General features: G+C 70.8%; 17 protein-coding genes and 1 tRNA gene. 12 read left to right on the top strand and 6 right to left on the bottom strand.

Annotated features, from left to right (window positions below):
* The first annotated feature begins 226 nt into the window (after nt 1-226).
* The 6 genes from paaA (at nt 227) to ABKA17_RS15145 (ending at nt 5076) form a co-directional block, all read left to right on the top strand.
* Complete coding sequence (paaA, locus tag ABKA17_RS15170) at nt 227-1222, top strand: 1,2-phenylacetyl-CoA epoxidase subunit PaaA (RefSeq protein WP_353692552.1); 996 nt, start codon at nt 227-229, stop codon at nt 1220-1222.
* Nucleotides 1219-1506: a 1,2-phenylacetyl-CoA epoxidase subunit PaaB gene (paaB, locus tag ABKA17_RS15165; protein WP_171144469.1), complete on the top strand. Its 288-nt coding sequence runs from the start codon at nt 1219-1221 to the stop codon at nt 1504-1506. Before paaA ends, paaB begins: the two co-directional genes overlap by 4 nt.
* Complete coding sequence (gene paaC, locus ABKA17_RS15160; RefSeq protein ID WP_353692551.1) at nt 1503-2225, top strand: 1,2-phenylacetyl-CoA epoxidase subunit PaaC; 723 nt, start codon at nt 1503-1505, stop codon at nt 2223-2225. The genes paaB and paaC overlap by 4 nt, the downstream gene beginning before the upstream one ends.
* Complete coding sequence (gene paaD, locus ABKA17_RS15155) at nt 2219-2746, top strand: 1,2-phenylacetyl-CoA epoxidase subunit PaaD (protein WP_353692550.1); 528 nt, start codon at nt 2219-2221, stop codon at nt 2744-2746. Before paaC ends, paaD begins: the two co-directional genes overlap by 7 nt.
* Nucleotides 2746-3804, top strand: coding sequence for a 2Fe-2S iron-sulfur cluster-binding protein (locus ABKA17_RS15150; RefSeq protein ID WP_353692549.1), 1059 nt, complete (start codon nt 2746-2748; stop codon nt 3802-3804). Before paaD ends, ABKA17_RS15150 begins: the two co-directional genes overlap by 1 nt.
* 138 nt (nt 3805-3942) lie before the next feature.
* Nucleotides 3943-5076: an acyl-CoA dehydrogenase family protein gene (locus ABKA17_RS15145; RefSeq protein WP_353692548.1), complete on the top strand. Its 1134-nt coding sequence runs from the start codon at nt 3943-3945 to the stop codon at nt 5074-5076.
* A 33-nt stretch (nt 5077-5109) separates the two neighbouring features.
* On the opposite strand, the gene ABKA17_RS15140 is transcribed toward ABKA17_RS15145, so the two are convergent.
* The 5 genes from ABKA17_RS15140 to ABKA17_RS15120 all read right to left on the bottom strand — a co-directional run bounded on the left by ABKA17_RS15140 (nt 5110) and on the right by ABKA17_RS15120 (nt 9019).
* On the bottom strand, nt 5110-5457 hold the full coding sequence (locus ABKA17_RS15140) for a rhodanese-like domain-containing protein (protein WP_353692547.1): 348 nt from the start codon (nt 5455-5457) through the stop codon (nt 5110-5112).
* An 83-nt stretch (nt 5458-5540) separates the two neighbouring features.
* Complete coding sequence (locus tag ABKA17_RS15135) at nt 5541-6386, bottom strand: J domain-containing protein (protein WP_502994235.1); 846 nt, start codon at nt 6384-6386, stop codon at nt 5541-5543.
* A 49-nt stretch (nt 6387-6435) separates the two neighbouring features.
* The gene (locus ABKA17_RS15130) at nt 6436-6927 is read right to left on the bottom strand and encodes a hypothetical protein (RefSeq protein ID WP_353692546.1); all 492 of its coding nucleotides are present in this window, start codon (nt 6925-6927) and stop codon (nt 6436-6438) included.
* Between the two features lie 25 nt (nt 6928-6952).
* A complete protein-coding gene (locus ABKA17_RS15125; RefSeq protein WP_353692545.1) occupies nt 6953-8386 on the bottom strand; it encodes a DUF2252 domain-containing protein in 1434 nt (477 codons plus the stop codon).
* 273 nt (nt 8387-8659) lie between these two features.
* A complete protein-coding gene (locus ABKA17_RS15120; RefSeq protein WP_353692544.1) occupies nt 8660-9019 on the bottom strand; it encodes a winged helix-turn-helix transcriptional regulator in 360 nt (119 codons plus the stop codon).
* Nucleotides 9020-9128: 109 nt separating this feature from the next.
* Between ABKA17_RS15120 and ABKA17_RS15115 the strand changes: the two genes are divergently transcribed.
* A complete protein-coding gene (locus ABKA17_RS15115) occupies nt 9129-9782 on the top strand; it encodes an FMN-dependent NADH-azoreductase (protein ID WP_353692543.1) in 654 nt (217 codons plus the stop codon).
* A 129-nt stretch (nt 9783-9911) separates the two neighbouring features.
* Here the strand turns inward: ABKA17_RS15115 and ABKA17_RS15110 are convergent.
* Nucleotides 9912-9995 (bottom strand) — tRNA-Leu (locus ABKA17_RS15110).
* 488 nt (nt 9996-10483) lie between these two features.
* Here ABKA17_RS15110 and ABKA17_RS15105 point away from each other — a divergent pair.
* From ABKA17_RS15105 to ABKA17_RS15085, 5 genes are all read left to right on the top strand, one after another.
* Complete coding sequence (locus ABKA17_RS15105; RefSeq protein WP_353692542.1) at nt 10484-11356, top strand: FHA domain-containing protein; 873 nt, start codon at nt 10484-10486, stop codon at nt 11354-11356.
* Between the two features lie 10 nt (nt 11357-11366).
* Complete coding sequence (locus ABKA17_RS15100; RefSeq protein WP_353692541.1) at nt 11367-11882, top strand: FHA domain-containing protein FhaB/FipA; 516 nt, start codon at nt 11367-11369, stop codon at nt 11880-11882.
* Nucleotides 11883-11980: 98 nt separating this feature from the next.
* Complete coding sequence (locus tag ABKA17_RS15095; protein WP_353692997.1) at nt 11981-13546, top strand: Stp1/IreP family PP2C-type Ser/Thr phosphatase; 1566 nt, start codon at nt 11981-11983, stop codon at nt 13544-13546.
* A gap of 27 nt (nt 13547-13573) precedes the next feature.
* Nucleotides 13574-15016: an FtsW/RodA/SpoVE family cell cycle protein gene (locus tag ABKA17_RS15090; RefSeq protein ID WP_353692540.1), complete on the top strand. Its 1443-nt coding sequence runs from the start codon at nt 13574-13576 to the stop codon at nt 15014-15016.
* Nucleotides 15013-16488, top strand: coding sequence for a penicillin-binding transpeptidase domain-containing protein (locus ABKA17_RS15085; protein ID WP_353692539.1), 1476 nt, complete (start codon nt 15013-15015; stop codon nt 16486-16488). Before ABKA17_RS15090 ends, ABKA17_RS15085 begins: the two co-directional genes overlap by 4 nt.
* The last annotated feature ends 83 nt before the right edge of the window (nt 16489-16571 follow it).

Below are 16571 nucleotides of genomic sequence, written 5' to 3'. Positions count from 1 at the left end.
CCCGCCCGCGTTTCCGGCGCGGGGCTCCCACCGCCCGCACGCCCCGCTCTCGGCGCTCGCACGGGAACGGTACTCAGGCCCTCCCGACCGCACACCCCGTCGGCAGGTTATCCACAGCGGTTGACACCTTACGGCGCCCGGCACACCATGGAATCGACGAACCGAACGATCGGTCGGGAGCCCGCTCCGGACAGCACCGGACAGCGCACAGGGTCGAGGGGGCCACATGGCAACAGCAGCACAGGCGTACGACAGGAAGGACGCCGTCGGCCAGGACAGGTACGAGCGCGCCTTCGACGCCGCCGTGGCCGCCGACGAGCGCATCGAACCGCGCGACTGGATGCCGGACGCCTACCGCGCGACCCTGGTCCGCCAGATCGCCCAGCACGCCCACTCCGAGATCATCGGCATGCAGCCGGAGGCGAACTGGATCACGCGCGCGCCGAGCCTGCGCCGCAAGGCCATCCTGATGGCCAAGGTCCAGGACGAGGCCGGCCACGGCCTGTACCTCTACAGCGCCGCCGAGACCCTCGGCACCAGCCGCGACGAACTGCTCGACAAGCTCCACTCCGGCCGCCAGAAGTACTCCTCGATCTTCAACTACCCCACCCTGACCTGGGCGGACGTCGGCGCGATCGGCTGGCTCGTGGACGGCGCCGCGATCACCAACCAGGTCCCCCTGTGCCGCTGCTCCTACGGCCCGTACGCGCGCGCGATGGTCCGGATCTGCAAGGAGGAGTCCTTCCACCAGCGCCAGGGCTACGAACTGCTGCTGGCCCTCAGCAAGGGCACGCCCGAGCAGCACGCGATGGCGCAGGACGCGGTGGACCGCTGGTGGTGGCCCTCCCTGATGATGTTCGGCCCGCCCGACGACGAGTCGTCCCACTCCGCGCAGTCGATGGCCTGGAAGATCAAGCGGCACTCCAACGACGAGCTGCGCCAGCGCTTCGTCGACATCTGCGTCCCCCAGGCCGAGTCCCTGGGCCTCACCCTCCCCGACCCGGACCTGAAGTGGAACGAGGAACGGGGTCAGCACGACTTCGGGGCGATCGACTGGACGGAGTTCTGGGACGTCCTCAAGGGCAACGGCCCCTGCAACGAACAGCGGATCACCCAGCGCAGGCGCGCCCACGACGAGGGCGCCTGGGTCCGCGAGGCCGCCGCGGCCTACGCCTCCAAGCACAGCGGCAAGCACACCGAGACGGGAGCCACGCGCGCATGACGAACACCGACTGGCCTCTGTGGGAGGTCTTCGTACGCTCCCGCCGCGGCCTCTCGCACACCCACGCCGGCAGCCTGCACGCGCCGGACGCGGAGCTCGCCCTGCGCAACGCCCGCGACCTGTACACCCGCCGCGGCGAGGGCGTCTCGATCTGGGTCGTCCCGTCCGCCGCGATCACGGCGTCCTCCCCGGACGAGAAGGACCCGTTCTTCGAGCCCTCCGCCGACAAGCCCTACCGCCACCCCACGTTCTACGAGATCCCGGACGGGGTGAAGCACCTGTGACCGTCGACCTCACCACGCACGCCGCCGCCCTGGCCCTCGGCGACGACGCCCTGGTGCTCTCCCACCGCCTCGGCGAATGGGCCGGCCACGCGCCCGTGCTGGAGGAGGAGGTGGCCCTCGCCAACATCGCGCTGGACCTCCTCGGCCAGGCGCGCATCCTGCTGTCGATGGCCGGCGACGAGGACGAACTGGCCTATCTGCGCGAGGAGCGCGCCTTCCGCAACCTCCAGCTGGTGGAGCAGCCGAACGGCGACTTCGCCCACACCATCGCCCGCCAGCTGTACTTCTCCACCTACCAGCACCTGCTCCACACCGAACTGGCCGCGGGAGAGGGCCCGTTCGCGCCCCTCGCCGCGAAGGCCGTCAAGGAGGTCGCCTACCACCGCGACCACGCCGAGCAGTGGACCCTGCGCCTCGGTGACGGCACGGACCTCAGCCGGGAGCGGATGCGGGCGGCCTGCGCTGCGCTGTGGCGGTTCACCGGCGAGATGTTCCAGCCCGTGGAGGGCGTCGACGTCGACCTGACGGCACTGGAGGCAGCTTGGCTGGCATCGGTGACGGACATCCTGGGCCGCGCCGGCCTGACCGTCCCCGAGGGACCACGCACGGGCGCGTGGACGGCCGGCGCGGGCCGCCAGGGCCTGCACACCGAGTCCTTCGGACGGATGCTCGCGGAGATGCAGCACCTGCACCGCAGCCACCCGGGGGCGTCATGGTGACCCTGACCTCGCTGGAGGCGGAACTCCTCGAAGTGGCGGGCTCCGTGCCCGACCCCGAACTGCCCGTGCTCACCCTGCGGGAACTGGGCGTCGTCCGCGCGGTGCACGTCCGCGGCGAGGGCACCGCCGCTACCTCGGCCGAGGTCGAACTGACCCCGACGTACACCGGCTGCCCGGCGATCGAGGCGATGTCCGTGGACATCGAGCGGGTGCTGCACGCGCACGGCGTCCGCGAGGTCACCGTCCGCACGGTGCTGGCCCCCGCCTGGTCGACGGACGACATCTCGGCCGAAGGCCGCCGCAAGCTGCGGGAGTTCGGCATCGCACCCCCTCGCACACAGCGGGCCGCCGGCCCCGTGGCCGTGACGCTGGGTCCGACCCGGACACTCGATCCCGTCCGCTGCCCGCACTGCGGGTCCGCCGACACCGAGCTGCTCAGCCGGTTCTCCTCCACGGCCTGCAAGGCACTGCGGCGCTGTCTCGACTGCCGTGAACCGTTCGACCACTTCAAGGAGTTGTGATGGCCCGCTTCCACGCGCTCCCGGTGGCGGCGGTCGACCGGCTCACCGACGACTCCGTCGCCCTCACCTTCGCCGTGCCGCCCGAACACCGCGAGGCGTACCGCCACGCCCCCGGCCAGCATCTGGCCCTGCGCCGCACGACCGACGGCGAGGAGATCCGGCGCACGTACTCGATCTGCTCCCCGGCACCGGACGGCACGGCACCGAGCCGACTGCGGGTCGGCGTACGGCTGGTCGAGGGCGGCGCCTTCTCGACGTACGCGCTCAAGGAGATCGCCGTCGGCGACGAGCTGGAGGTGATGACCCCGGCCGGCCGTTTCACGCTGACGCCCGCGCCCGGTCTGTACGCGGCGATCGTCGGCGGCAGCGGCATCACCCCGGTGCTCTCGATCGTCTCGACGCTGCTGGCGCGCGAGCCCGAGGCCCGTTTCTGCCTGATCCGCAGCGACCGTACGGCCGCCTCGACGATGTTCCTGGACGAGGTCGCCGACCTGAAGGACCGCTACCCCGAGCGCCTCCAGCTGGTGACGGTGCTGTCCCGGGAGGAGCAGCAGGCGGGCCTGCCGTCCGGGCGGCTCGATCGCGAGCGGCTGACCGGACTGCTGCCGGCGCTGCTGCCGGTGGCGGACGTGGCGGGCTGGTTCCTGTGCGGCCCGTTCGGACTGGTGCAGGGCGCGGAACGAACCCTGCGGGAGCTCGGCGTCCCCCGCGCCCGCATCCACGAGGAGATCTTCCACGTGGCCGAGGGAGCGCCCACCACGCCCAGAACCCCGGCGCCCGCGCACAGCACGGTCACCGCCCGTCTCGACGGCCGCGGCGGCACCTGGCCCGTCCAGGACGGCGAGTCCCTCCTCGACACGGTCCTGCGCAACCGCCCCGACGCCCCCTACGCCTGCAAGGGCGGCGTGTGCGGCACCTGCCGTGCCTTCCTCGTCTCCGGCGAGGTCCGCATGGACCGCAACTTCGCGCTGGAACCGGAGGAGACGGAGGCGGGATACGTCCTGGCCTGCCAGTCCCACCCGGCGACGGAGACGGTGGAACTGGATTTCGACAGATAGCCGCGCGCCCGAATCCGGCCTCACGGTCCGGTCCGGGGCGATCCGCGCCGTTCCCTTCTACTAGAACCTGTTCTATCTTGACGGTCCGTCAGATCGGCTGCCCCGCCGATCGGCTGACGCGTCGGGAGGACAGGGATCGTGGACTTCACCTTCACCGAGGAGCAGCAGGCGGCGGCCGAGGCGGCGCGGGGCGTGTTCGCCGGGGTCGCGCCGGACGCGGTGCCCAGCCCCGCGCTGGCCACGGGCGCCGTCGCCGACCACTTCGACCGTGAGCTGTGGAGCAGGCTCGCCGACGCGGACCTGCTCAGCCTGCTGCTGGCCGAGGAGTACGGCGGGGCCGGTCTGGACGCGGTCGCGCTGTGTCTGGTGCTGGCCGAGGCGGGGAAGGTGCTGGCCCGGGTGCCGCTGCTGGAGAGCAGCGCGGCCGCGGCGCTCGTACAGGCCTACGGCACCGAGGAGTCGAGGTCTGCCCTGCTCGCCCGGGCGGGCCGCGGCGAGGTCGTGCTGACCGTAGCCGCGAGCGGCCGCACCGGCCACGACCCCGCCGAACTCGCCGTGACCGCACGGCAGGAGGGCACGGACTGGGTCCTGGACGGGGTACAGACGGCGGTGCCGTGGGCGTACGACGCGGACTTCGTCGTCGTACCCGCGCACACGGCGGCCGGAGGCACGGTCCTCGCCTTGGTCGCACCGGCCGGCGAAGGGGTCACCCTCGCCGAGCAGCTCTCCACCTCGGGCGAACGGCTCGGCGAACTGCGCCTGGAGTCGGCGCGCGTCGCGGCCCGGGACGTTCTCGACGCGGAGGGGGCGTGGGAGTGGCTGCGGCATCTGCTGACCGTCGGGACATGCGCCCAGGCACTCGGCCTCGGCCGCCAGGTCCTGCGGATGACCAGCGAATACACCAGCAAACGGGAGCAGTTCGGCTTCCCGGTCGCCACCTTCCAGGCGGTCGCCGTGCAGGCCGCCGACCGCTACATCGACCTGAAGGCGATGGAGGCCACCCTGTGGCAGGCGGCCTGGCGGACCGGCTCCGGCACCCAGGGCGCGCTGCCCGTCTCCGGTGAGGTCGCCGTCGCGAAGATCTGGGCCTCGGAGGGGGTACGGCGGATCGTGCAGACGGCACAGCATCTGCACGGCGGGTTCGGCGCCGACGTCGACTACCCGCTGCACCGGTACCACGCCTGGGCCAAGCACCTGGAACTGTCGCTCGGCCCCGCACCGGCCCACGAGGAGGCCCTGGGCGACCTGCTGGCAGCCCACCCCCTGGCCTGACACCCCGGTACGTGCCCTAGAGGGCTGCCGGCCCTAGAGGACGAACGCCGGCGAACCGTTGTCCGTCACCATCGGACGGCCGGCGCCGTCCCAGGCCAGCATGCCGCCGTCGATGTTGACCGCGTCGATGCCCTGCTGGACCAGGTACTGGGTGACCTGGGCGGAGCGACCGCCGACGCGGCACATCACATAGGCCCGGCGCCCGTCCGCCACCGCCTCGGTCACCTCACCGAACCGGGACACGAAGTCACTCATGGGCACGTGCAGCGCCCCCTCGACATGCCCCGCGGCCCACTCGTCGGGCTCTCGAACGTCCACAACGAGGCCGTCGGCCGGGACACCGGCGACGTCGACCGAGGGCAAGGCAGCTCCGAAACTCATGGCCCGAGGCTACCTGAGCGGTACACGGGCCCGGGCGCCACGGGACGACCAGGGCGGCACCCGCACGGCGAACCGTCCCCGCCCTACTGCTCGAGCAGCTCCGCCAGCTCCCGCTCCCGCTCCGTGACCTGCGTCAGCAGTTGCTCGGCGATCTCCTCCAGGAGCCGGTCGGGGTCGTCCGGGGCCAGCCGGAGCATCGACCCGATCGCGCTCTCCTCCAGCTCCCGCGCGACCACGCTCAGCAGCTCCTTGCGCCGGGCGAGCCACTCGAGGCGGGCGTAGAGCTCCTCGCTCGGCGTCGGCCCCTGCTCCGGCGGCTTCGGCCCGGCGGCCCACTCCTCGGCCAGCTCCCGCAGCAGCGGCTCGTCGCCCCGGCCGTAGGCGGCGTTGACCCGGGTGATGAACTCCTCGCGCCGGGCCCGCTCGGTCTCGTCCTGCGCCAGGTCGGGGTGGGCCTTGCGGGCCAGCTCGCGGTAGAGCTTGCGGGCCTCGTCGCTGGGCCGCACCCGCTGCGGGGGCCGCACCGGCTGGTCCGTGAGCATCGCCGCGGCCTCCGGGAACAGCCCGTCACCGTCCATCCAGCCGTGGAACAGCTCCTCCACGTCCGGCATCGGCATCACCCGCGCACGGGCCTCGTCGGCCTTCCGCCGGTCCTCGGGATCGCCGGTGCGCACGGCCCTGACCTCGGCGATCTGGGCGTCCAGTTCGTCGAGCCGGGTGTACATCGGGCCGAGCTTCTGGTGGTGCAGCCGGGAGAAGTTCTCGACCTCGATCCGGAAGGTCTCCACCGCGATCTCGTACTCGATCAGCGCCTGCTCGGCGGCGCGCACGGCTTGCTCCAGCCGCTCCTCGGGCCGGGGCGCACCGTCCTCGGGCACCGCCGGCGTCTCACCGGCGACACCCCCCTGCTCAGCTTCCGGGGTCGTCACCCGACCAGCCTAGGCCACGGCCGCCCCGCCCCCTCGAACACGGCGTAGGTCACCCCGCACAGTCATCCGGGCAACCCGCCGACACCCACCGCGCGACGAGATCCCGGCACGCGACAACCAGCGTCCCCGGCCGGCAGACGACCTCATGGGTACAGCCGGCCTCGTGCGGGAGCACCTCGTCGAGGACCACGTCCCCGAGCGCGGCCACGTCGCACACGTCCAGGACGTCCACCTGGAACCGCGAGACACCCTCGTACCGGACGACCAGGTCCTCGTCGTGCTTCCAGCAGTTGTGCCCGAAGCGGATCTCGAGCTCCTCGTCCCCGATCCTGCGTATCCGCCGCGGCTTGAGGTCCTTCACGCACCGCCTGCCGTGGAAGTCGTAGTGCCCCGGATCGGTGGCGAAGGCACGAGCGCCGGGCGGGAGCAGCTCTGCCAGCTCGGGCAGCTTCGCGAGGTAGGGCCGAGGGTCGATGATCCCGGCGTCGCCGTCCTGCTCGCCGAGATCGACGTACTTCACCGGACGCAGCCCGAAGAACACGCCTCCGCCACCGGCGACAGACCCCTCACACGCCCATCTCCCCGGCGACCTTCCCCGACCGCACCGCCGCCACCAGCTCCGCGTGGTCCGCCTCCGTGCGGTCGGCGTAGGAGACGGCGAACGTGGCCATCGCCTCGTCCAGTTCCTCGCTCTTGCCGCAGTACCCGGCGACCAGACGCGGGTCGGCGCTGTGCGAGTGGGCGCGGGCCAGCAGCGCCCCCGTCATCCGGCCGTAGTCGTCTATCTGGTCGGCGGCGAGGGCGGCGGGGTCGACACTGCCCTTGCGGTTGCGGAACTGCCGTACCTGGAAGGGCCGGCCCTCGACCGACGTCCAGCCCAGCAGGATGTCGCTGACGACCTGCATCCGCTTCTGCCCGAGCACGACCCGGCGACCCTCGTGCTCGACGGCCGGCGCCTCGAACCCGGCGGTCACCAGGTGCGGCAGCAGCACCGATGGGCGGGCCTCCTTGACCTGGAGGACCAGCGGCTCACCGCGGTGGTCCAGGAGCAGCACGACGTAGGACCGCGTACCGACGCTGCCCGTGCCGACGACCCGGAACGCCACGTCGTGCACCGCGTGCCGGGACAGCAGCGGGAGACGGTCCTCGGAGAGGGACTCCAGGTACTCCTCCAGGGCCCCGGCCACCGCCGCGGCCTCCGCGTCGGGCACGCGTCGCAGCACCGGCGGGGCGTCGACGAAACGGCGCCCGCCGTCCTCGGTGAGTTCCGTCGACTTCGCCGCGAACCGGCCGCTGGTGTTGGCCCGCGCCTTCTCCGAGACCCGCCGCAGGGTGCCGACGAGATCGTGGGCGTCGGTGTGGGAGACCAGTTCCTCGTCCGCGATCGCGTTCCACGCGTCCAGCACCGGCAGCCTGGCCAGCAGCCGCATGGTGCGGCGGTAGGCGCCCACCGCGCCGTGCGCCGCGCCGCGGCAGGTGTCCTCGTCCGCGCCCGCCTCCCGGCCGGCGAGCACCAGCGAGGCAGCGAGCCGCTTGAGGTCCCACTCCCAGGGGCCCTGCACGGTCTCGTCGAAGTCGTTGAGATCGATGACCAGGTCGCCGCGCGCGTCCGCGTACAGGCCGAAGTTGGCCGCGTGCGCGTCGCCGCAGATCTGGGCACGGATCCGGGTCATGGGGGTGCGCGCCAGGTCGTACGCCATGAGGCCCGCGGAGCCTCGCAGGAACGCGAAGGGCGTGGCCGCCATGCGCCCGACGCGCAGCGGGGTGAGTTCGGGGATACGGCCGCGGCTGGACTCCTCGACCGCGCTCACCGCGTCGGGCCGCGAGCCGTCCAGGTCGAGCGCGGCGTGCGTACCGCGCGGGACCCGCTCCCGCAGCGCCTTGCCCTCCTGCTTGGGCGACCCCTGCACCGGCCACTCGGCGAAGCCCCGCGTCCGCGGCAGCCTGTCTGTCCCGCCCACAGCGACCTTCGCGGAGACTTCCGCACCGACCTCGGTCATATCGACCGCCTCCCCCGAACACGCACGCGCCCGAACATCAACTCGTGCAGACCGTACAGCCGGTGGCCGAAAGGCGTCAGGCCCTGTGGACAAGTCCACGGCTGTGGAAAACCCGTCTCACGACGGTTCTCACAGCAACCGCCCCTCGTCGGACCGACTCGCCCCCGCCCCACCGCAGGCCTGAACTCCTTGCCGCCGCAGGCCTGAACTCCTCCCCGTCGCAGCCCTGCACCCTTCCCCGGGACAAGCCTCAACCCCGCCCCGCGGCAGGCTTCAGCACCCGCCCCCGGCGCCCTCCGGCAGATACCGCGTCGCCCACTCCTTCAGCTCCGCGAACGCCGGCTCCAGCGCCGCCCCCGCCTCCGTCAGCCGGTAGGACACCCGCAGCGGGGGCCCTTCATCGACCTCGCGCAGCACGAGTCCCGCGGCGGCGAGCTCGGTGAGCCGGTCGGAGAGCATCCGTTCGCTGATGCCGGGGATCGCCCGGCGCAGGTCGACGAAGTACGCCGGCCCCGGGGTCAGCACGGCCACGATCGGCCCGGTCCAGCGCTTTCCCAGCAGCTGGAACACCCGGGTGATCCCGCCGTCCACCCGCTTGCACGCCTCGGTGCCGTGACTCTCCTCGACCGTCATGCCCTTCAGGGTACTGCGGTCCTGTATGGGGATGAAAAAAAGTAAGTCCCTGTGTTATCAATAGTCGAGTACGAACTATTAGCAACGCACCGCTCCTCAGGAGATCCCCATGGCCAGCCTTCTGCACATCGACTCCTCCGTGTTCCCCCACGGCGCCTCCGCCTCCCGCTCCGTCACGGACGCCTTCCGCAAGGCCTGGGAGGAGCAGCACCCGGAGGGCACGGTGATCTACCGCGACCTCGCCACGGACCCCGTGCCGCACATCACCGCCGACGCCCACACCGCCGGCTTCTCCGATCCGGCCACGCACACCCCCGAGCAGGCGGCCGCGTTCCACGCGCGCGTGCAGCTGATCGAGGAGCTGGAGCAGGCGGACGCCGTACTGATCGGCGCCCCCATGTACAACTTCGCGATCCCCTCGACGCTCAAGGCCTGGCTGGACAGCGTGATGCTCGTGGGCCGCACCTTCCTGACCGAGGACTCGAAGATCACCGGCAAGCCGGTCACCGTCGTCGCCAGCCGCGGCGGCTCCTACGCGCCGGGCACCCCGCGCGAGGGCTTCGAGTACGTGCAGAACTACCTGCAGGCGGCCCTCGGCGACGCCCTCGCCCTGGACGTCGACTTCATCGTCCCGGAGCTGACCATGGCCCCGCAGAACCCGGCGATGACCGAACTGATCCCCCTGTACGAGGCCTCACGCGCGCGTGCCCACCAGGACGCGGAGACCAAGGCGAAGGGCCTCGCCGAGCGCCTGGCCGCGTAAGGCCACCGGTGGCCCGCGCCGTGTGATTGTCCTCACGGCGGACAGCGCACAGCGGGCGGCACACAACGGGCGGCTCCGAGGGGCAACGCAAAAGCCCCGCAGGTCTGAGACCTGCGGGGCTTTCAGCTGTGCGCGAGGGGGGAGTTGAACCCCCACGCCCTTGCGGGCACTGGAACCTGAATCCAGCGCGTCTGCCTATTCCGCCACCCGCGCATTGAGTGTGTCCTCGGGCCCTTTTCCCCTAGGGGCTGGCGCCTTCCGACATGCAGAACATTAGCACGCGGGCAGGGGTGGGTTCACATCCCTTATCCGAGGGCAGCCGCAGGAACAGCCGCCCACCAGGGCCGTAGACATCCCGCACCGAGCCGGCCGCCCTCCGGCTACGTATCAACGTCTGTCTGTTCACGTATCAACCTCGTACCGGTACCGCCCGTCTCCCCAGGAGCCGGTCGGGGTCCACAGTCAGGTGCGGGACACTTGTCTGCGGCCGCCTCTACGATCCTTGACAGGAGGAGTCGGCCGGAAGAGTTCGAAGAGGAGCTCCACAGGGAACTTCGTCAGGCGTCGACACCCATCGACGGGGCCGACAGGGGGAACCAGCCGATTGACCGGCGCGTGGATACGATCAGTAAGCAGTACCAGGTAAGGCAGTACCCGCTCTGCGGGGTGCAGGACGGCAGCAGCTACGGAGGAGGTGCCCCATGGGAGTCCTGAAGAAGTTCGAGCAGCGCCTCGAAGGTCTGGTCAACGGCACCTTCGCCAAGGTGTTCAAGTCCGAGGTACAGCCCGTGGAGATCGCGGGAGCGCTCCAGCGCGAGTGCGACAACAACGCGACCATCTGGAACCGCGACCGCACGGTCGTCCCCAACGACTTCATCGTGGAGTTGAGCACACCGGACTTCGAGCGCCTGAGCCCGTACTCCGGACAGCTCGGCGACGAGCTCGCCGGCATGGTGCGCGACTACGCCAAGCAGCAGCGCTACACCTTCATGGGCCCCATCAAGGTCCATCTGGAGAAGGCCGACGACCTCGACACCGGCCTGTACCGGGTACGCAGCCGCACGCTCGCCTCCTCCACCAACCAGCAGGCCTCCGCGCCCGCCGCCCCGGCCGGCCGGCCGGCGGCCCCCGGCGGTTACCCGCCGGCCGCGGCCCCCGCCGGAGCCCCGGGCGCCCCGCCCATGCCCGCCGCGCCGCCGCCCGGCGGCCGCCCCGGCGGTTACGGATACCCGCAGCCCGCGAGCGGTCAGCGGCCCCCGGCCGCACCCGCTCCCGCGGCGGCGACCGGCGGACGCACCCGCCACTGGATCGAGATCAACGGCACCCGCCATCAGATCTCCCGCGCCACGCTCGTGCTGGGCCGCAGCACCGAGGCCGACGTGCGGATCGACGACCCCGGCGTCTCCCGCCGGCACTGCGAGATCCGGACCGGAACGCCCTCGACCGTCCAGGATCTCGGTTCCACCAACGGCATCGTGGTGGACGGACAGCACACCACCCGCGCTACGCTCCGCGACGGCTCGCGGATCGTCGTGGGCAGCAGCACCATCATTTACCGGCAAGCCGAAGGGTGAAGCGGGGGCAATGTCAGAGCTGACCCTCACGGTCATGCGGCTGGGTTTCCTGGCCGTACTGTGGCTGTTCGTGATCGTGGCCGTGCAGGTCATCCGCAGCGACCTGTTCGGTACGCGCGTCACCCAGCGCGGGTCCAGGCGAGAGGCCGCGCGGCCGCAACAGGCCCAGCGGCAGCAGCAGGCGCCTCCGCAGCAGCGCCAGCAGTCCGCCGGCGGCCGCCGAGGCCGTAACGCCCCCAGCAAGCTGGTCGTCAGCGAGGGCACCCTCACCGGCACCACCGTCGCCCTCCAGGGCCAGACCATCACCCTGGGCCGGGCGCACGACAGCACCATCGTGCTGGACGACGACTACGCCTCCAGCAGGCACGCCAGGATCTACCCGGACCGGGACGGCCAGTGGATCGTCGAGGACCTCGGGTCCACCAACGGCACCTACCTGGACCGGAGTCGGCTGACGACTCCCACACCGATTCCGCTGGGCGCGCCGATCCGCATCGGCAAGACCGTCATCGAGCTGCGGAAGTAGTGCTACATCATGAATAGGCGCGAGCGGAGCGAGCACGCGGCGTGGGCCCCCACCCCGGGCCCCGGCGCGCTCCCGACCGGAGGGTGGGCACCGTGCGGATGTACCCGGAGCCGACGGGCGAGGTGCGCATGAGTCTGTCACTGCGCTTCGCCGCCGGATCGCACAAAGGCATGATCCGGGAGGGCAACGAGGACTCCGGATACGCCGGTCCCCGCCTGCTCGCCATCGCCGACGGCATGGGCGGCGCCGCCGCCGGTGAGGTCGCCTCCTCCGAGGCCATCTCCACCATCGTCGCCCTCGACGACGACGTGCCCGGCTCCGACGTCCTCACCTCCCTCGGCACCGCCGTCCAGCGTGCCAACGACCAACTGCGCTCCCTGGTCGAGGAGGACCCCCAGCTGGAGGGCATGGGCACCACGCTCACCGCCCTGCTCTGGACCGGCCAGCGCCTCGGCCTCGTCCACGTCGGCGACTCGCGCGCGTACCTGCTCCGGGACGGCGTCCTCACCCAGATCACGCAGGACCACACCTGGGTCCAGCGCCTGGTCGACGAGGGCCGCATCACCGAGGAGGAGGCCACCACGCACCCGCAGCGCTCGCTGCTGATGCGGGCCTTGGGCAGCGGCGAGCACGTCGAGCCCGACCTCTCCATCCGTGAGGTCCGCGCCGGCGACCGCTATCTGATCTGCTCCGACGGCCTGTCCGGCGTGGTCTCCCACCAGACCCTCGAGGACACCCTCGCCAGCTACCAGGGCCCGCAGGAGACCGTGCAGGAGCTGATCCAGCTCGCGCTGCGCGGTGGCGGCCCCGACAACATCACCGTCATCGTCGCCGACGTACTGGACCTGGACACCGGGGACACCCTCGCCGGGCAGCTCTCCGACACCCCGGTCGTGGTCGGCGCGGTCGCCGAGAACCAGAACCATCTGCACGACCCCGGCCTGATGCAGACCCCGGCCGGCCGTGCCTCCGGGCTCGGCCGCCAGGTGCCCGGCCAGGGCGGCGGCGAGTTCGGCCCGCCCGGCTCCGGCGACGTGACCGGCTTCATCCCCACCGACGGCTTCGGCGACTACAGCGACGAGGACTTCGTCAAGCCCCGCAAGGGCCGCAAGTGGCTGAAGAGATCCCTCTACATCGCGCTCACCCTCGGCGTCATCGGCGGCGGCCTCTACGGCGGCTGGCGCTGGACCCAGACCCAGTACTACGTGGGCGCCAACGGCGAGCATGTCGCCCTGTACCGGGGCATCAGCCAGGACCTGGCCTGGGTGTCCTTGTCGAAGGTCTCCAAGGACCACCCCGAGATCGAACTCAAGTACCTGCCGCCGTACCAGCAGAAGCTCGTCGAGGGCACCATCGCCGAGGGCGACCTCAAGACCGCCCAGAAGAAGATCGACGAACTGTCGGTGCAGGCCTCCGCGTGCCAGAAGCGCGCCGAGCAGCAGGCCACCGAGAGCGAGAAGAACTCCAAGACCGGCGAGGGCGAGGCCGGAGGCACCACGGGAACCACCAAGACCTCCCTCACGTCCAAGGCCTCACCGACCCCGTCCACCTCGACCTCACCGTCCCCGAACGCTTCCGCCACCCCGACCGCGCCCACTCCCAGCCCCGGCCCCACTCTCTCGGAGGAAGAGCAGAAGGTCGTCTCGCAGTGCGGAACGCAGTAGGCAAGCCGTGAGAGGCCCCGTCACACGATGAGCAGTACAACCAACACCTCGACGCAGCACACGTCCACGATCGGCTCCATCGGCACCCCGAGCCGACGCAACACCGAGCTCGCGCTACTGGTGTTCGCCGTGGTCATCCCGGTGTTCGCCTACGCCAACGTCGGACTGGCCATCAACGACGAGCTGCCGGCCGGACTGCTGGCCTACGGCCTGGGCCTCGGCCTGCTCGCGGGCATCGGCCACCTTGTCGTGCGGAAGTTCGCGCCCTACGCCGACCCCTTGATGCTCCCGCTGGCCACCCTGCTCAACGGCATCGGCCTCGTCGTCATCTGGCGCCTGGATCAGTCCAAGCGGCTCCAGCAGAGCCCCCTCTACGTCGAGGCCGCGCCGCGCCAGCTGCTCTACTCCGCGCTGGGCGTCGCCCTGTTGGTGGCCGTGCTCATCTTCCTGAAGGACCATCGCGTCCTGCAGCGCTACACCTACATCTCCATGGCGGGCGCGCTGTTCCTGCTGGTCCTGCCGCTCGTGCCGGGACTCGGGGCGAACATCTACGGCGCCAAGATCTGGATCAAGATCCCGGGCCTCGGCACGGTCCAGCCCGGTGAGTTCGCGAAGATCGCCCTGGCGGTGTTCTTCGCCGGCTATCTCATGGTCAAAAGAGACGCCCTGGCGCTGGCCAGCCGCCGCTTCATGGGCCTGTACCTGCCCCGCGGCCGCGACCTCGGCCCGATCATCGTCGTCTGGATGATCTCGATCCTCATCCTGGTCTTCGAGACCGACCTCGGTACGTCTCTGCTGTTCTTCGGAATGTTCGTCATCATGCTGTACGTCGCCACCGAGCGGACCAGCTGGATCGTCTTCGGTCTGCTGATGTCCGCGGCCGGCGCGGTCGGCGTGGCCAGCTTCGAACCGCACGTCCAGCAGCGCGTCCAGGCCTGGCTCGACCCGATGAAGGAGTACACACTCTCCCGACAAGGCGTCGGCGGCCACACCGAGCAGTCCATGCAGGCCCTCTGGGCCTTCGGCTCCGGCGGCACCCTCGGTACCGGTCTCGGCCAGGGCAACTCCGACCTCATCGGCTTCGCCGCCAACTCCGACTTCATCCTCGCCACGTTCGGCGAAGAGCTCGGCCTCGCCGGCGTCATGGCGATCCTGCTGATCTACGGGCTGATCGTGGAACGCGGTGTGCGCACCGCCCTGGCCGCCCGCGACCCGTTCGGCAAGCTGCTGGCCATCGGCCTGTCCGGCGCCTTCGCGCTCCAGGTCTTCGTCGTGGCCGGCGGCGTCATGGGCCTCATCCCGCTGACCGGTATGACGCTGCCGTTCGTGGCCTACGGCGGTTCGTCCGTCATCGCCAACTGGGCCCTGATCGGCATCCTGCTGCGCATCAGCGACACCGCACGCCGCCCCGCGCCGGCCCCCGCCCCCAGCCCCGACGCCGAGATGACCCAGGTGGTCCGCCCGTCATGAACAAGCCCCTGCGCCGGATCGCGATCTTCTGCGGCCTCCTCGTCATGGCCCTGCTCATCCGTGACAACTGGCTCCAGTACGTCAAGGCCGACGAGCTGCGGACCGACACCGACAACCGCCGCGTCGCCATCGAGCGGTACGCCACCCCGCGCGGCAACATCATCGTCGACGGCAAGGCCATCACCGGATTCAAAGAGACGACCACGGGCGACTTCAAGTACAAGCGCACCTACAAGGACGGCGCCATGTGGGCGCCCGTCACGGGCTTCGTCTCCCAGGCGTACGGCGCCAACCAGCTGGAGTACATCGAGGACGGCATCCTCACCGGCAACGACGACCGGCTGTTCTTCCGCAACACCCTCGACATGATCACGGGCAAGGCGAAGGAGGGCGGCAACGTCGTCACCACCCTCAACGCCGCCGCCCAGAAGGCCGCGTACGAGGGCCTCGCCAAGCGCGGCAAGGGCGCGGTCGTCGCCCTCGAACCGTCCACCGGCAAGATCCTGGCCCTGGCGTCCTACCCCTCGTACGACCCCGGGACGATCGCCGGCGGCGGCGACTCCGACGCGGCGGCCTGGAAGAAGCTCGACAAGAAGAACAACCCCGACGACCCCATGCTCAACCGGGCGCTGCGCGAGGTCTACCCGCCCGGCTCCACCTTCAAGGTCGTCACCGCGGCCGCCGCACTGGAGAACGGCCTGTACGACGACGCCGACGAAAAGACCGACTCCCCGCTGCCCTGGGTCATGACGGGCACCACGACCGAGCTGAAGAACGAGGGCAACATCCCCTGCAAGAACGCCACCATGCGGGTCGCCCTGCAGTATTCCTGCAACACCGTCTTCGGCAAGATCGGCGCCGACCTCAAGAACGAGAAGATGCTGGAAGAGGCCAAGAAGTTCGGCTTCACCGAGGAGCAGTTCACGCCGGTCCGCTCCAGCGCCTCCATCTTCTCCGACAACATGGAGCCCTCGCAGGTCGCCCTGTCCTCCATCGGCCAGTTCAACACCGCCGCCACCCCGCTCCAGATGGCGATGGTCGCCTCCGCGGTCGCCAACGACGGCACGCTCATGAAGCCGTACATGGTCGACGAGCTCCAGGCCAGCAACGTCGACGCCATCGAGAAGACCGACCCGGAGCAGTACAGCCAGCCGCTGTCGGCGAAGAACGCGCAGATCCTGCAGTCGATGATGGAGACGGTCGTCAAGGACGGCACCGGCAAGACCGCCCAGATCGGCGGCGGCGTCACCGTCGGCGGCAAGACCGGCACCGCCCAGCACGGCGAGAACAACAGCAAGAACCCGTACGCCTGGTTCATCTCGTACGCCAAGCTCGCCGACGGCAGCAAGCCGGTCGCCGTCGCCGTGGTCGTCGAGGACGAGAACGCGGTACGCGAGAACATCTCCGGCAGCGGCCTCGCGGCCCCCATCGCCAAGAGCGTGATGGAGGCGGTCATCAACTCCAACAAGTGACCCCGCTCACGTCCCCTTCACATCGGTGCACGTTGCGATACCGGTCCTGTATCGGGTGACGGGCTTGGCCAGGTCACACAAAG

Origin of the sequence: Streptomyces sp. RG80, from assembly GCF_040446465.1 — a bacterium.
Classification (GTDB): Bacteria; Actinomycetota; Actinomycetes; order Streptomycetales; family Streptomycetaceae; genus Streptomyces.
Note: the sequence above shows the minus strand (reverse complement) of the source record. Positions and strands in the feature narration are given on the sequence as shown.

Coding starts and splice junctions, on each gene's coding strand:
- paaA (WP_353692552.1), top strand. CDS start 227: ATGGCAACAGCAGCACAGGCGTACGACAGGAAGGACGCCGTCGGCCAG.
- paaB (WP_171144469.1), top strand. CDS start 1,219: ATGACGAACACCGACTGGCCTCTGTGGGAGGTCTTCGTACGCTCCCGC.
- paaD (WP_353692550.1), top strand. CDS start 2,219: ATGGTGACCCTGACCTCGCTGGAGGCGGAACTCCTCGAAGTGGCGGGC.
- ABKA17_RS15150 (WP_353692549.1), top strand. CDS start 2,746: ATGGCCCGCTTCCACGCGCTCCCGGTGGCGGCGGTCGACCGGCTCACC.
- ABKA17_RS15140 (WP_353692547.1), bottom strand. CDS start 5,457: ATGAGTTTCGGAGCTGCCTTGCCCTCGGTCGACGTCGCCGGTGTCCCG.
- ABKA17_RS15125 (WP_353692545.1), bottom strand. CDS start 8,386: ATGACCGAGGTCGGTGCGGAAGTCTCCGCGAAGGTCGCTGTGGGCGGG.
- ABKA17_RS15120 (WP_353692544.1), bottom strand. CDS start 9,019: ATGACGGTCGAGGAGAGTCACGGCACCGAGGCGTGCAAGCGGGTGGAC.
- ABKA17_RS15115 (WP_353692543.1), top strand. CDS start 9,129: ATGGCCAGCCTTCTGCACATCGACTCCTCCGTGTTCCCCCACGGCGCC.
- ABKA17_RS15105 (WP_353692542.1), top strand. CDS start 10,484: ATGGGAGTCCTGAAGAAGTTCGAGCAGCGCCTCGAAGGTCTGGTCAAC.
- ABKA17_RS15100 (WP_353692541.1), top strand. CDS start 11,367: ATGTCAGAGCTGACCCTCACGGTCATGCGGCTGGGTTTCCTGGCCGTA.
- ABKA17_RS15095 (WP_353692997.1), top strand. CDS start 11,981: ATGTACCCGGAGCCGACGGGCGAGGTGCGCATGAGTCTGTCACTGCGC.
- ABKA17_RS15090 (WP_353692540.1), top strand. CDS start 13,574: ATGAGCAGTACAACCAACACCTCGACGCAGCACACGTCCACGATCGGC.
- ABKA17_RS15085 (WP_353692539.1), top strand. CDS start 15,013: ATGAACAAGCCCCTGCGCCGGATCGCGATCTTCTGCGGCCTCCTCGTC.